The sequence below is a fragment of the Rhizobium mesosinicum genome, assembly GCF_019511345.1.
Lineage (GTDB): Bacteria > Pseudomonadota > Alphaproteobacteria > Rhizobiales > Rhizobiaceae > Rhizobium > Rhizobium mesosinicum.
In genome coordinates this window covers 350,943-364,455 of sequence record NZ_JAEUAK010000003.1, presented here as the reverse complement: position 1 = coordinate 364,455, position 13,513 = coordinate 350,943, and the positions used below count along the sequence as shown (strand labels likewise).

Sequence of the window (13,513 nt, the reverse complement as noted above, 5' to 3'; positions counted from 1 at the left end):
GAACAATGAAGAAAATGACGATGCTGCTCGCCGGCACAATCCTGCTTGGCGCCGCCGGCCTTGCCAATGCAGACGACAAACTGAAGGCCGAGGTCTTCACCTCCTGGACATCGGGCGGCGAGGGCCGCGCCGTCGATGCCATCAAGAAGGAATTCGAAAAGCGCGGCGGCGTGTGGGAAAGCTCCACGATTGCCGGCTTCGAAAATGCCAATGCCGCGTTCCAGAACCGTCTCGTCGCCGGCGATCCTCCGACCGCAAAACAGGTCGTCGTCGGCAAGGACCCAGCCGAATTCATCGAGCAGGGCCTGATGAACCCGATGGACGAGGTGGCGGCTGCCGGCAAGTGGAAGGACGCGCTTCCGAAGGCGCTCTATGACTACACCACCTATGACGGCAAGGTCTATCTGACGCCGACCGGAATCCACGGTGAAAGCTGGATGTTCTATTCCAAGGAGGCCTTCAGCAAGGCCGGGATCACCGAAGAACCCAAGGACTGGAACGCCTTCTTCGCCGACATGGACAAGCTGAAGGCCGCGGGCCTGACGCCGATCGCCTGGGGCGGCCAAGGCTGGCAGGAGGTGAAGGTCTTCAACATGGTGCTCCTGTCCCAGGTGGGCATGGACGGCTTCATGAAGATCTATGCCGAAAAGGATCAGTCAGCTCTGACGTCCGATGGCGTCAAGAAGGCTCTCGAAATCCTCGGCAAAATGCGGGCCTATGTCGATGAAGGTTCTGCCGGCCGCAACTGGAACGACGCGACCGCCATGGTCATCACCGGCAAGGCCGGCGTGCAGTTCATGGGTGACTGGGCCAAGGGCGAATTCACGGCTGCCGGTAAAGTCGCCGACAAGGATTTCGGCTGCGCCATCTCTCCCGCTTCCCCGGGCCTGATCTATATCGCGGACGCTTTTGCCTATCTGAAGACGAAGGACGCCAACCAGGACGCCGCGCAGAAGCTGCTGGCCGAGGTCGTTATGGACCCCGCAGTTCAGGTCGAATTCTCGCTGAACAAGGGCTCGATCCCCGCGCGCATCGATGTCGACAAGTCCAAGTTCGACGCCTGCACCCAGAAGGGCATGGCCTTCATGGCCGAGGGCAAGATTGTTCCCGAACACGCCATCACCATGACGCCGGAGCAGGTAGGCGCCCTCACAGACTTCGTCGGCGAATTCTGGGCCAATCCCTCCACCGATATCGATGCATCGGCTGCGCAGTTCGCCACGATCTTCAAGTAAGATCGGACATGCCTGTCGCCTGGACCGCACCACCGGTGCAGGCGACTTTCGAAGCTCTTTGCAAAGACGCTCTAATGAAACGGAAGCATAACCGTTCGAAGGCGCCTCTCATCGCTCTCATCCCGACCTGGGCTGCGGTGGTCGTCGTCTACCTCGGCACCATGGTCTGGTCGGTGAGCCTGTCCTTCACCAATTCGCGGCTGTTCCCGTCATGGAACTTCGTCGGGTTCGAGCAATATTCCAAACTGTTTCAGACACCCAAATGGCTGGTCTCCTTCCAGAACCTGATCATCTTCGGCGTGCTCTACGTCTTGGGCTGCCTGTTCGTCGGCTTCCTCCTTGCCGCCGCCCTCGATCGCAAGGTGCGCTTCGAAAGCGCCTTCCGGACGATCTTCCTCTATCCCTATGCCATGTCCTTCGTCGTTACCGGCCTGATCTGGCAATGGATGATGAACCCGACGCTTGGCATTCAGGAAAGCGTGCGGGCGCTTGGCTGGCAGAGTTTCACCTTCGACTGGATCATCAACCGGGATCTTGCGATCTACGCGGTGGTGATCGCGGCTCTCTGGCAGGGTGCCGGCCTCGTGATGATCCTTGTACTGGCCGGCATGCGCGGCATCGATGGCGAGCAGTGGCGGGCGGCTCGCATCGACGGCATTCCAGTCTGGCGTACCTATGTCTCGATCATCCTGCCGCAACTCACGCCGGCCTTTGCCGCCGCGGGCATGCTGCTCTCCATGGGCGTGATCAAGACCTACGATATCGTCGTGGCGCTCACCAATGGCGGACCGGGATCGGCAACCGAAGTGCCCGCGAAATTCATCATGGACAATCTGTTCCAGCGCCAGAATCTCGGCCTCGCGACGGCAGCGGCGACCATCCTGCTTCTGACCGTGCTGATCATCGTCGCGCCCTTCCGCTATGCCCAATATATCCGCGCCCGGCGACAGGCAGGTACTCTATGACCCATCCCCGTGGCCCCAGGCCGACGCAGATCACCGTAGCGCGCATCGGGCTTTATGCCTTCCTCATCTCCGCCGCGCTGTTCTTCGCCGTGCCGCTTTATGTGATGATCGTCACGTCGCTGAAGACCATGGATGAGATCCGGCTGGGGCAGATATTTGCCCTGCCGCTGCACCTGGATTTCACCGCCTGGAAGACGGCCTGGACCGGCGCCTGTGCCGGCAGCGAATGCACCGGCGTGCGCATGGGCTTCCTCAATTCGGTGAAGATCACCGTACCGGCCGTCGTCATTTCCGTCCTGATCGGCGCGATTAACGGTTATGCACTCTCATTTTGGCGCCCGAAGGCGGGACGGTTGATGTTCGGCCTGTTGATGGCTGGCGCGCTCGTGCCCTACCAGATCTTTCTCTATCCGCTGGTGCGCACCATGGCCGTGATGGGCCTCTACAACAGCCTCGGCGGCATCATTCTCGTGCATGTGCTGTTCGGCCTGCCGCTGGTGACGCTGCTCTTCCGCAATTACTTCGTCACCATTCCAGAAGAGCTCTTCAAGGCTGCGCGCGTCGATGGCGCCGGCTTCTGGCGGATTTTCTTCGAGATCATGCTGCCAATGGCGCTTCCGATGATCGTCGTCGCCTCGATGTTCCAGTTCACGGGCATCTGGAACGACTTCCTGCTCGGCGTTGTCTTTGCCGGACGTGACAATCTGCCGATGACCGTACAGCTCAACAACATCGTCAACACGACGATGGGCGAGCGCAACTACAACGTCAACATGGCGGCCACCATCCTCACCGCCATCATTCCGCTCGCCATCTATTTCCTGTCCGGACGCTGGTTCGTCCGCGGGATCGCGGCCGGCGCCGTCAAGGGATAAGCCGATGCATTCCGCTGTTTCCATCAAAGACCTGAAGATCAGCTATGGCGACCATACGGTGATCGAGCAGATGTCGCTCGATATCGCGCCGAAGGAATTCCTCGTCCTGCTCGGGCCGTCCGGCTGCGGCAAGTCGACCCTGCTGAACGCAATCGCCGGTCTTTCCGACATCACCGACGGGGAAATCTGGATCTCGGGGGAGAACGTCACCTGGGAAGAACCGAAGGACCGTGGCATCGGCATGGTGTTCCAATCTTATGCGCTCTATCCCCGCATGTCGGTGCGCAAGAACCTCTCCTTCGGCCTCAGGGTCGCGGGCCTGCCGAAGCCGGAGATCGACAGCCGCGTCGAGCGGGCGGCATCGCTTCTCCATCTTGAAAAGCTGCTCGATCGCCGTCCGGCCGAGCTTTCCGGCGGACAGCGCCAGCGTGTCGCGATCGGCCGCGCACTGGTGCGCGAAGTCGATGTCTTCCTGTTCGACGAGCCGCTGTCGAACCTCGACGCCAAACTGCGCAACGAGCTGCGCGTCGAGATCAAAAAGCTGCACCAGCAGCTCGGCAACACGATGATCTACGTCACCCATGACCAGGTGGAGGCACTGACCCTTGCCGACCGCATTGCCATCATGCGCGACGGCGTAATCCAGCAACTGGGCACACCGGCGGAGATCTATCACCGGCCGGCCAACCTTTTCGTTGCCGGCTTCATCGGCGCTCCCTCAATGAATTTCATCGAAGGCAGCGTCGAACCGGGCGGCGATAAAGTGCTGTTCAAGGCGGGCGATCTCACCCTCGATATGTCTGGTTACGCTTTTGCCACAAGTCCGCAGGCCGGCCCGGTAACGCTTGGCGTGCGTCCGGAACATCTGAGCATCCGGCAGGATGGAGGAACAGTCGCACTGAAGGCAACCGTCTCTGTCCTGGAGCCGATGGGTTCCGATACGGTCATCTGGCTCACCTGGAAAGACACGACCCTGTCGCTGCGGGTGATGGGCGATCTCGCGCTCCAGCCGGGCGATGTCATCGGCATCGGCCTCGATCTCTCCAAGGCATCTCTTTTCGGAGAGGACGGCAATCGCCTCTGAGCCCTGCTCTCCCGGCAGCAGAGAGATCGCGCTGCCGCCCACCCCATTCCATTGATGAAGTCAGGTTTTGAAAGACATGTCTGAGAAAGTGTATGATGCGCTGGTAATCGGCTCCGGCGCGGCCGGCTCCTTTGCCGCCATGGAACTGACGGCCAATGGTCTGTCGGTCCTGCTTCTCGAAGCCGGCCCTGAGATCGGCAAGAAGGACTTCGATCCCACCCGCAAAAAGCCGCCGGCAAGCGCCATCAACATCTGGGAGCGTGCGCGGGCAACCATCAAAGGTCAGCCGGTTCAGGCGCGTGCCGCTTTCTTCACAGAGCGCTTCAGCCGCTTCTTCGTCAATGACCGGAAGAACCCCTATACGACGCCGCGCGGCGAGCCCTTTCTGTGGATCCGCGGCAGGCAGGCAGGCGGACGCCTGCACAGTTTCGGGCGCGTGCTGCTGCGCTGGAGCGACGACGATTTCAAGATTGAGAGCCGCAGTGGCCGCGGTGTCGACTGGCCTGTCTCCTATGACGAACTCGCCCCCTTCTACGCCGAAGCCGAAAGCCATCTAGGACTCTATGGCAATCAGGACCATGTCTCGACCTTGCCTGATGGCGTCTATTCCCGCCCCGCCAGGCTGACGCCGGCCGAAGAGCTCTTCAAGAAGACCGTCGAGAGCCAGGCACCGGAGCGGCATGTCGTCTCCTGGCGTTACATCGCGCCGGACGCCGAACGCGTGCCGCGCCCGTTGCGCGAGGCGCTCGCCAGCGGCAAGCTGACCATCCGCCACGATGCGATCGTGCGCCGCATTATGACGGATGCGAAGACAGGCCGGGCGACGGGCGCAGAATATATCGATCGCAATTCCGGCAGCGTCCATGCGGTGAAGGCCGAAAACGTCGTCCTCTGCGCCTCGCCGATCGAAAGCGTTCGACTGCTCCTGAATTCGGCATCGACAAAACACCCGAACGGCCTTGGCAATAGTTCCGGTACGCTCGGTCGCTATTTCATGGACCAGCTGCCTTGCCTGGCCTTTGGAACCTTTCCGCCCGCCCGTGGCTGGTCGCATGACGATTCGGCCCCGCAGGACCCATTCTATAATCCGTCAGGCGGGATCTTCGTACCGCGCTTCGACAATGTTGAAGGAAAGGCGCCCCGCGGCGACTTCGCCTATCAGGGCAGCGTCGGCCGCGCGCCGGTCGGCGACAACGAACCGTCGAGCCTTGCCTTCTTCGGCTTCGGCCTGATGCTGCCGCATGCCGACAATCGCATTACCCTTGATGCCAACCGTAGGGATGCCTGGGGCATCCCGGTGCCGCATATCCGCTGCGTCATGCATGAGCCCGAGCAGGAATTGATCCGCAGGCAGGAAAAGACCCTGATCGACATGGTGAAGAGTGCCGGAGGCGAGCTCGACTTCATCGGATCGCCGCTTGGCCTGAGGGAAATGGGCCGTGGCGCCTTCCCGGATGCCGACCCTTTAAGCCGTTTCCTATTCCGGAAATGGTTCCGAAAGACAATGTGCATGGGTGCCGCAATTCATGAAAGCGGCGGCGCACGCATGGGCACCTCGCCGGAAAACTCTGTTCTCAACGGCTGGAACCAGAGCTGGGATGTGCCCAATCTTCTCGTGACCGACGCCAGCGCCTTTCCCGGTGGCGGCACCGCGGGTACGACCCTGACCGTCATGGCCCTGACCTTGCGCGCCTGCCGGAAACTCGCGGCGCAGTACCGCGCATCTGCTGGCGTCTCCAGGGACAGTGAACTGTTGGGCTAGCCGAAGACTAGGCCGGACTGGCGGCGAGGGCGATCGAGTCGGCCACGGCATCTACCCGATCCGATAGGATGGCCGTCGCCACGCGAAGATGTGCGCTTGGAAGGACGGAAAATTTCGAGCCGGGATGAACCGCGATGCCTCGCGCTGCCAGCGTGACCATCGCGAAGGGTTCTGATGCGACCGGCACCCAGGCGCACAGGCCGCTGCCATGCTGCGCTTCGATCCCACGCTCGCACAGGGCATCGACCAGATCGGCCCGGCGCCGGAAATAGATGTCGCGAGAGCGTTGCAGCGAGGCTTCCGTCACAGGATCCCGCAGAAGCCAGGCCGTGGCCGCCTGAAGGATGCGGCTTGTCCAGCCGGCGCTGAAGCTGCGGTAGGACTGGATCTGTTCAACGATCGCACGTGAGCTTGAAAGCACAGCAAGCCTGAGATCCGGACCATGCGTCTTCGAATAGGAGAGAATGTGGATTGTGCGGTCGGCAAACCGGCGCCCAAGTGAATGACGCGGAGCTGTGGAAATGTCGGCGACACCGTCATCCTCGACGATCAAGGTATCGGTGCCGTCAAGAATGTCTCCGAGCCTTTGCAATCGTTCACGGCTGACGTTCTGGCCGGTCACGGAATGAAGCCGCGGCTGGAAAATGAAGGCGACTGGCCGCAGCTTCATTGCTGCTTCGAGAGACGCAGGCAGCGGCCCTTTGCGATCGCACTGGACCGGGATGATCTGCACGCCGCGGTCCTCCAGAATATCGAGAAGCCGCATGGCGGTCGGATCCTCAATTGCGACGGAGGCACCGGGCATGACGAGCGCCTGGATGAGGGTATAAACCGCGTTATAGCCCCCGTTCGTCGCCAAGAACGCCTCCGGCTCGTATGGCCAGGTCTTTCGGACAACCTCTTCCAACTCCGGAAGAATGCGGCTTCGCTCGTAGCTGTTGAGATTTTCTGCCGACGCTCCGTAGGCCATGGCTTCCGTAAGCTTTGGCAAAAGCCTAATATCAGGCACGGCCGCGGTCAGGTCGAGGACGTCGGCTCCGTAACGGCCGGAACTGCCGAGCCGTTCGGGCTTTGCCACGAAACGGTCGCCGCTCACCCAGGTGCCGTTCCGTCCCCTACCGGTGATGATTTTCTGGCGTCTCAGCTCGCTCCAGGCCTCGGAGATCGTCGCCGGACTGATCCCGAGCGCAAAGGCAAGATCGCGGATCGGCGGCAGCTTCGTTCCAACGGGAAGTGCCCCGGCCCGGATCAAGGCACTGGTTTCAATCGCAATCCCTCGAATTGTCCGGTCGGTCAATTTTTGGGCAAACCACGCCGCGTCCACAACATCGCTCATTTAACCGTCACTTTTAATGTTCAATAACGTAATAACATTTGATCAGAAAAATTTGAACATTTAATTGTCTCGAAAACAAGGTCTTTGCGAGTGAATGCCGATGCCCCTTAGCCTGCGACTTGCCCTGCGTGACTGGGACTACATGACACCCCTGGTTCTCGGCGATGTCTCCTCCCCCAAGCTGGACATCAAGGTCGACCGCGTCGGCACATTGGTCCCGCATCTCGGCAAAAGCGACGACTACGATGTCGCGGAGATGTCCTTCAGCCGCTATACGCAGCTGCGCATCGATGGCGACGAGAGCGTTGTCGGCATTCCCAATTTTATCATGCGCGGCTTCCGTCACCGCTGCATCATCACCCGCAAGGACGGCCCCATCACCGAACTCGGCGAGCTCGCCGGAAAGCGCATCGGCGTCACCGGATGGCGTGACTCAGGAAACACATGGACCAGAGCAGCGCTGCGCCGCGAGGGTGTCGGCGTCGAGGATGCCATGTGGTATGCAGGCCGTCTGACCGAAGCCCATCCGATCGTCGATCGCCTCGACGGGTTCGGCCGGCCCGGCCGCATTGAAGCGGCTCCCGGCGAGCGTCCCATGGTCGACCTGCTCGAGGAAGGCTTCCTTGACGCGGTTTTCACGCCTTTCATGCCTGAGGGCTACTTTGGCGGCGGATCGCCGTTCCGGCAGGTCGTCTCCGATTTCAGAACTGCCGAGCGTCGATATTTCGCTGATGTCGGCTATGTTCCAGGCATGCATCTGATCGGCATCAAAGCCGGCATCGTCGCGCAGAACCCTTGGGTGATTGAAGAACTCAGCAAGCTGATCGATGAATCGCAGCGGATGTGGCTGAGCAAACGCCGCAAATATGCCGATACCTCGCCTTTCATGATGGACGAGCTGTTGAAGTCAGCCGCCGAGCTTCCGGTCGGTTGGGACGCCAGTGGCTTTGCGGCCAACCGCAAGATGATCGCCGATTTCGCGAGCGAGCTTCATATCCAGGGCATCCTGCCGCAGTTGATGACGCCGGAAGACCTCTTCTCCTTCGATGTGGACGGTAGCCGCATCGGGTGAGCACGACACGAAACGCATAAATTCGAACCAAACAGGGGAACTAAATAATGTCGATCAGGAAAATTGCATACCTTGCTCTGGCGAGCGTGGTGATGATCTCGGGAACGGCCTTCGCTGAAGATGCGGCCCTGCCCAAGCTTTCGGTCAACGATGCGCTTCATGCGCAGTTGCCCGAAGCGATCCGTACGTCCGGCAAGATGATCTCGGTCAACAATGGCTCGTTTCCTCCCTATGAAATCGTCACCGGCACTGAGATGACCGGCGCAAGCGCTGATCTGACCGATGCGCTCGGCCAGGTTCTCGGCGTCAAGATCGAGCATGAGACCGTAGGCGGCCTGCCGGCGCTGCTCGCCGGCGTCAATTCCGGCCGTTACCAGTTTGCCTTCGGTCCCGTCGGGGACTTCAAGAGCCGCGAGGAATCCAACGATTTTGTCGACTGGGTGCAGGAATTCGTGGTTTTCTCGGTGCAGAAGGGCAATCCGAAGGGCATCAGCTCACTCGATACCGCCTGCGGCAACCGCATTGCCGTCATGGCAGGCGGCTCGGCTGAGAAGGTGATCCAGGTGCAAGCCGAAAAGTGCAAGACCGAGGGCAAGGGCGCGATCGAGGTGCAGTCCTTCACCGACCAGCCGAGCTCGATCCTTGCCGTTCGCTCCAAGCGTTCGGATGCCTTCTTCTCCTCCCAGGCACCGCTCACCTATTTCGTGTCGCAGGCCAACGGCCAGCTGGAACTCACCGGCGTCGGACAGAAGAACGGCTTCGAGAACCTCTATCAGGGCGCGGTTGTCGCGAAAGGCTCGCCGCTTGGCCCGGTCCTGCGCGATGCGATCAAAGTGCTGATGGACAACGGCACCTATGCCGCGATCATGAAGAAGTGGGGTCTTGAGAACAACATGATCAAAGAGCCCGGCATCAACCTCGGTGGGACGCTTCCGAAATGAACACACAGACGCAAACACTCGCATCGCCCCCTGGCGATGCGAGAAGCCGGGATGTGGCCCATGCCCACAAGCCCTTCCCCAGGGGCCGCGTCGCTGCGTGGGTGATCACGCTTGCGATCGCCGCCTACTGCGCCTGGTCAGTCGCGCATAACGAGAATTTCGGCTGGCCGGTCGTCGCACACTATTTCTTCGACCCGACGGTCATCAGCGGCCTTTATGTCTCGCTCGGCCTGACGGTCGTCGCGATGATCGTCGGCATCGCACTCGGTCTCGTGCTGGCCGTCGCGAGAATGTCCAGCGATCGCCTTGCAAGTTCGCTTGCCTCGCTGTTCATCTGGTTCTTCCGCGGAACGCCGCTGCTGGTACAGCTGATCTTCTGGTACAATCTTTCGACACTCTTTCCGACGCTGTCGATCGGCATTCCCTTCGGCCCGACCTTCATGAGTTGGGATACGAATTCGGTGATCAGCCCGATGACGGCTGCAATTGCCGGTCTCGCGCTCAACGAGTCCGCCTATATGGCGGAAATCATCCGCGGCGGGTTGCTTTCGGTGGACAAGGGCCAGTACGAAACGGCGGAAGCCTTCGGCATCACGCGCATCCGCGCGCTTCGCCGCATCATCATCCCACAGGCCATGCGCTCGATCGTTCCGCCGACCGGCAACCAACTGATCAGCATGATCAAGGCGACTTCTCTCGTCAGCGTCATCGCCATGGCCGATCTCCTCTATTCTGTGCAGTCGATCTACAACCGCACCTTCGAGATCGTACCGATGTTGCTCGTCGCAGTTCTCTGGTACCTGCTCATCACGTCGGTCCTAAATGTCGGCCAGGCCTATATCGAGCGCTATTACAGCCGCGGCGATCGCCGCACGGGCGCCGCGAAGCCTGCAAAGGAAGCAGCCGTCATGGCGCAGGCAACGGAGGCAGGGGCATGAACGGGATCGCCACGATCGAGCCTCTCGTCAAGGCGCGCAATGTCCACAAGTCCTTCGCGGATCTGGAAGTGTTGAAGGGTATCGATCTCGATGTCGCGCCTGGTGAGGTCGTCGTCGTCCTTGGACCCTCCGGCTCCGGCAAGTCGACATTTCTGCGCTGTATCAACCATCTCGAATCCATCAATCAGGGTTCGATCGAGGTGGACGGCGAACAGATCGGCTACCGCCTGCACAAGGACCGGCTGCTGCAGCTGTCGAACCATGCGATCGCCCTGCAGCGGCGCAAGATCGGCATGGTGTTCCAGCAGTTCAATCTTTACCCGCATATGACGGCGCTGCAGAACATCATCGAGGCGCCGGTCGGCATACATGGCGAAAGCCGAAAGGTCGCAACCGAAAATGCGCTGAGGCTGCTGGAACGGGTCGGACTTTCGGCCAAGGCCGACAGCTACCCGCGCCAGCTTTCCGGCGGCCAGCAGCAGCGCGTGGCAATTGCTCGCGCGCTGGCTATCAAGCCGAAGCTGATGCTCTTCGACGAGCCGACCTCGGCACTCGACCCCGAACTGGTCGGCGAGGTTCTCGCTACCATGCGGGATCTTGCAAACCAGGGTCTGACGATGATCGTCGTCACCCATGAGATAAGTTTCGCGCGGGAAGCTGCCGACCGCGTCGTCTTCATGGATGGCGGCAAGGTCGTCGAACAGGGCAAGCCGGAAGACGTGATCGGCAACCCGCAGCACCCCCGCACCAGAAGCTTCCTGTCGCGCTTCATCTAGCGCGGCGGCTCCCTATGCTCTTGCCCTGCAGGCCGGCTTTGCTGTGAGCCGGCCAGCGATATCGCGCCCATGAAACTGGAATTGCCATGTCCCTCGACAATGATTTCGCTCGCCTCTCCGATTTCGAACCGATGGAAGCGGAGCTGACGGCCATCCGCCGGCATCTCCACGCCCATCCTGAGCTCTCGTTCGAGGAGGCTGAGACCGCCCGTTTCGTTGCTGAAAAGCTCGAATCCTGGGGCTATGAAGTGACCCGCAATGTCGGCGGCCATGGCGTCGTTGCGCGCATGACGGTCGGAGCCGGAAAGAAGAGCATCGCTATCCGTGCTGACATGGACGCCCTACCGATCACAGAGGAGACTGGTCGTCCCTATGCCAGCACGGTGGCTGGCAAGATGCATGCCTGCGGACATGACGGCCACACGACGATCCTTCTCGGCGCGGCCGAGTATCTGGCGCGCACACGCCGCTTCAACGGTACCGTCAATCTCATTTTCCAGCCAGCCGAGGAGGCGGGTGCGCTGAGTGGGGCGCCCGCCATGATCGCTGACGGACTGTTCGAACGCTTTCCCTTCGACGTCATCTTCGGGCTGCACAATCATCCGGGTGCCCCCGAGGGCACCTGGTTGATGCGATCTGGCCCGTTGATGGCGGCTGCCGACAGCGCCGAGATCATCATCAGGGGCAAGGGCGGCCACGCCTCGCGGCCGCATCTGACCATCGATCCGGTGGTCGTTGCCTGCAACCTCGTCGTCAGCCTGCAATCGGTCGTCTCCCGCAGCATTGATCCAACACAGACCGCCGTCGTCACGGTCGGTGCAATCCATGCCGGCGAAGCCGCAAATGTCATCCCTGAAAGTGCAAAACTGCTGCTTAGCATCCGCTCCTTCGATCCGAAGGTGCGCGACACCTTGGAGGCCAGAATCCGCAGGCTCACTGAGACGATTCCCGACGGCTACGGCGCAACCGCAGAAATCGAATACACGCGCGGACACCCCGTGGTCCTCAATTCGGAGGCGGAAACCGAATTCGCCCGCAAGGTTGCAGAAGAGCTCGTCGGTGCCGACAAGGTAGCCCTCTGCAACCTCATCCCCGGCAGTGAGGACTTCGCCCATTTCCTCGAGCACAAACCCGGCAGCTTCCTGCGGCTCGGCAACGGTGTGGAATCCGCGATCCTGCACAGCGCCAGATACGACTTTGCCGACAAATCGCTAACGGCGGGCGCCGCGATGTGGGCGCGCTTGACGGAACGCTATCTCGACGACTGAGAGCTTTCGTCTACCAGGCAGGGAACGGATCTTCGAGAGCTGACCACTCGCGCGGATCGGCGCTGGCGAGGCAATCGTCTAAGGCGGTCCGCACACCCGTCTCGTCCATGCCAACGCCGATGAATACCAGTTCCTGCCGGCGGTCGCCCCAGGCGCTGTCCCATTGGCTCTGCAGGTGCTGACGAAACTGCCGATGGCTCGGCCAGTCCTGCCGGGGAACGGCTGCCCACCAGAGCCCCATAGGCTCGCAACGCCGCTGCACACCTGCCGCCGACATAAGGCCCACGTGCCGCGGGCGCGTAGCGAGCCAGAAATGGCCCTTGGCGCGAAGCACTCCCGGCCAAGGCTCGTCCAGAAATTCGCGAAACCGCTTGGGGTCGAAGGGGCGCCTCGTGCGGTAGACAAAGCTCGACACCCCGTATTCCTCCGTCTCCGGAACATGCTCGCCCGGGCTGTACAATTCCTTATGCCAGAGAGGATGCCCGGCGGCCTTTTCTTCATCGAAGAGGCCGGTATCGAGGACGGTCGCCAGAGAAACTTTGCCGAAATCCGTCTCCACCTGTCGTGCATCCGGGTTGAGAGACGCAACGATCTTGCGGACCTCCGCGCGGACCTCTTCCGTCGCGTCCGAGATCTTGTTGATGACGACGACATCCGCAAACTCGATCTGATCGACCAGCAGGTCGATGAGGGTGCGGTGGTCCTCGCCGTCGCGTTGCAAGCCGCGGTCTGCAAGCAGATCAGCACTACTATAGTCGGCTAACAGGTTCGCAGCGTCGACCACAGTGACCATCGTGTCGAGCCTGGCGAAATCGGAGAGCGAAACCCCGTTCTCGTCGCGGAAGGAAAAGGTTGCTGCGATGGGGCGCGGCTCGGCAATGCCGGTGCCTTCGATCAACAGATAATCGTATCGTCCCTCTTCGGCCAACCGCCGCACTTCCGTCAGCAGGTCGTTGCGCAGGGTGCAGCATATGCAGCCATTGCTGAGTTCGACCAATGTCTCCGTCGTATGCGAGAGATTGCAGTCGCCGGCTCGAATGAGGCTTGCGTCTATGTTCACCTCACTCATGTCGTTGACGATGACGGCAACCCGCAAACCATCACGATTGTTCAGGACGTGACTGAGAAGCGTCGTCTTGCCAGCCCCGAGGAAGCCGGCGAGCACGGTCACCGGAAGCCGCTCGATCCTGGTCATCGGCATGCCCCGGATATGGATACCGAAAGCGGTTGGCGTTTGCGTCGCATAAGCCTCATTCGAATC

The 13,513-nt window shown here is 61.0% G+C and carries 12 protein-coding genes; 10 read left to right on the top strand and 2 right to left on the bottom strand.

Annotated elements, in window-relative coordinates:
• Nucleotides 1-5 precede the first annotated feature (5 nt).
• From JNB85_RS09330 to JNB85_RS09310, 5 genes are all read left to right on the top strand, one after another.
• On the top strand, nucleotides 6-1,235 hold the full coding sequence (locus JNB85_RS09330; RefSeq protein ID WP_220334043.1) for an ABC transporter substrate-binding protein: 1,230 nt from the start codon (nucleotides 6-8) through the stop codon (nucleotides 1,233-1,235).
• 74 nt (nucleotides 1,236-1,309) lie between these two features.
• Nucleotides 1,310-2,200 carry a carbohydrate ABC transporter permease gene (locus tag JNB85_RS09325; protein WP_220334042.1) on the top strand — a complete coding sequence of 297 codons (891 nt, stop codon included), beginning with the start codon at nucleotides 1,310-1,312 and terminating at the stop codon, nucleotides 2,198-2,200.
• The gene (locus JNB85_RS09320; RefSeq protein WP_220334041.1) at nucleotides 2,197-3,075 is read left to right on the top strand and encodes a carbohydrate ABC transporter permease; all 879 of its coding nucleotides are present in this window, start codon (nucleotides 2,197-2,199) and stop codon (nucleotides 3,073-3,075) included. Before JNB85_RS09325 ends, JNB85_RS09320 begins: the two co-directional genes overlap by 4 nt.
• 4 nt (nucleotides 3,076-3,079) lie before the next feature.
• Nucleotides 3,080-4,159 carry an ABC transporter ATP-binding protein gene (locus tag JNB85_RS09315; RefSeq protein WP_220334040.1) on the top strand — a complete coding sequence of 360 codons (1,080 nt, stop codon included), beginning with the start codon at nucleotides 3,080-3,082 and terminating at the stop codon, nucleotides 4,157-4,159.
• 76 nt (nucleotides 4,160-4,235) lie between these two features.
• Nucleotides 4,236-5,921, top strand: a complete 1,686-nt coding sequence (locus JNB85_RS09310) for a GMC oxidoreductase (protein WP_220334039.1) — start codon at nucleotides 4,236-4,238, stop codon at nucleotides 5,919-5,921.
• A gap of 7 nt (nucleotides 5,922-5,928) precedes the next feature.
• On the opposite strand, the gene JNB85_RS09305 is transcribed toward JNB85_RS09310, so the two are convergent.
• Entirely contained in the window at nucleotides 5,929-7,257 is a 1,329-nt protein-coding gene (locus JNB85_RS09305; protein ID WP_220334038.1) for an aminotransferase-like domain-containing protein, read from the bottom strand.
• Between the two features lie 100 nt (nucleotides 7,258-7,357).
• Between JNB85_RS09305 and JNB85_RS09300 the strand changes: the two genes are divergently transcribed.
• From JNB85_RS09300 to JNB85_RS09280, 5 genes are all read left to right on the top strand, one after another.
• Nucleotides 7,358-8,329, top strand: a complete 972-nt coding sequence (locus JNB85_RS09300) for a substrate-binding domain-containing protein (RefSeq protein ID WP_220334359.1) — start codon at nucleotides 7,358-7,360, stop codon at nucleotides 8,327-8,329.
• A 47-nt stretch (nucleotides 8,330-8,376) separates the two neighbouring features.
• Complete coding sequence (locus JNB85_RS09295) at nucleotides 8,377-9,270, top strand: ABC transporter substrate-binding protein (RefSeq protein WP_220334037.1); 894 nt, start codon at nucleotides 8,377-8,379, stop codon at nucleotides 9,268-9,270.
• The gene (locus tag JNB85_RS09290) at nucleotides 9,267-10,208 is read left to right on the top strand and encodes an amino acid ABC transporter permease (protein ID WP_220334036.1); all 942 of its coding nucleotides are present in this window, start codon (nucleotides 9,267-9,269) and stop codon (nucleotides 10,206-10,208) included. Before JNB85_RS09295 ends, JNB85_RS09290 begins: the two co-directional genes overlap by 4 nt.
• Nucleotides 10,205-10,984, top strand: a complete 780-nt coding sequence (locus JNB85_RS09285) for an amino acid ABC transporter ATP-binding protein (protein WP_220334035.1) — start codon at nucleotides 10,205-10,207, stop codon at nucleotides 10,982-10,984. The genes JNB85_RS09290 and JNB85_RS09285 overlap by 4 nt, the downstream gene beginning before the upstream one ends.
• A gap of 86 nt (nucleotides 10,985-11,070) precedes the next feature.
• Nucleotides 11,071-12,252: a M20 aminoacylase family protein gene (locus tag JNB85_RS09280; protein WP_220334034.1), complete on the top strand. Its 1,182-nt coding sequence runs from the start codon at nucleotides 11,071-11,073 to the stop codon at nucleotides 12,250-12,252.
• A 10-nt stretch (nucleotides 12,253-12,262) separates the two neighbouring features.
• Here the strand turns inward: JNB85_RS09280 and JNB85_RS09275 are convergent, their stop codons facing one another.
• Nucleotides 12,263-13,447: a GTP-binding protein gene (locus tag JNB85_RS09275; RefSeq protein ID WP_220334033.1), complete on the bottom strand. Its 1,185-nt coding sequence runs from the start codon at nucleotides 13,445-13,447 to the stop codon at nucleotides 12,263-12,265.
• Between the last annotated feature and the right edge of the window lie 66 nt (nucleotides 13,448-13,513).

Coding starts and splice junctions, on each gene's coding strand:
- JNB85_RS09295 (WP_220334037.1), top strand. CDS start 8,377: ATGTCGATCAGGAAAATTGCATACCTTGCTCTGGCGAGCGTGGTGATG.
- JNB85_RS09310 (WP_220334039.1), top strand. CDS start 4,236: ATGTCTGAGAAAGTGTATGATGCGCTGGTAATCGGCTCCGGCGCGGCC.
- JNB85_RS09290 (WP_220334036.1), top strand. CDS start 9,267: ATGAACACACAGACGCAAACACTCGCATCGCCCCCTGGCGATGCGAGA.
- JNB85_RS09300 (WP_220334359.1), top strand. CDS start 7,358: ATGCCCCTTAGCCTGCGACTTGCCCTGCGTGACTGGGACTACATGACA.
- JNB85_RS09280 (WP_220334034.1), top strand. CDS start 11,071: ATGTCCCTCGACAATGATTTCGCTCGCCTCTCCGATTTCGAACCGATG.
- JNB85_RS09320 (WP_220334041.1), top strand. CDS start 2,197: ATGACCCATCCCCGTGGCCCCAGGCCGACGCAGATCACCGTAGCGCGC.
- JNB85_RS09315 (WP_220334040.1), top strand. CDS start 3,080: ATGCATTCCGCTGTTTCCATCAAAGACCTGAAGATCAGCTATGGCGAC.
- JNB85_RS09275 (WP_220334033.1), bottom strand. CDS start 13,447: ATGACCAGGATCGAGCGGCTTCCGGTGACCGTGCTCGCCGGCTTCCTC.
- JNB85_RS09305 (WP_220334038.1), bottom strand. CDS start 7,257: ATGAGCGATGTTGTGGACGCGGCGTGGTTTGCCCAAAAATTGACCGAC.
- JNB85_RS09330 (WP_220334043.1), top strand. CDS start 6: ATGAAGAAAATGACGATGCTGCTCGCCGGCACAATCCTGCTTGGCGCC.
- JNB85_RS09285 (WP_220334035.1), top strand. CDS start 10,205: ATGAACGGGATCGCCACGATCGAGCCTCTCGTCAAGGCGCGCAATGTC.
- JNB85_RS09325 (WP_220334042.1), top strand. CDS start 1,310: ATGAAACGGAAGCATAACCGTTCGAAGGCGCCTCTCATCGCTCTCATC.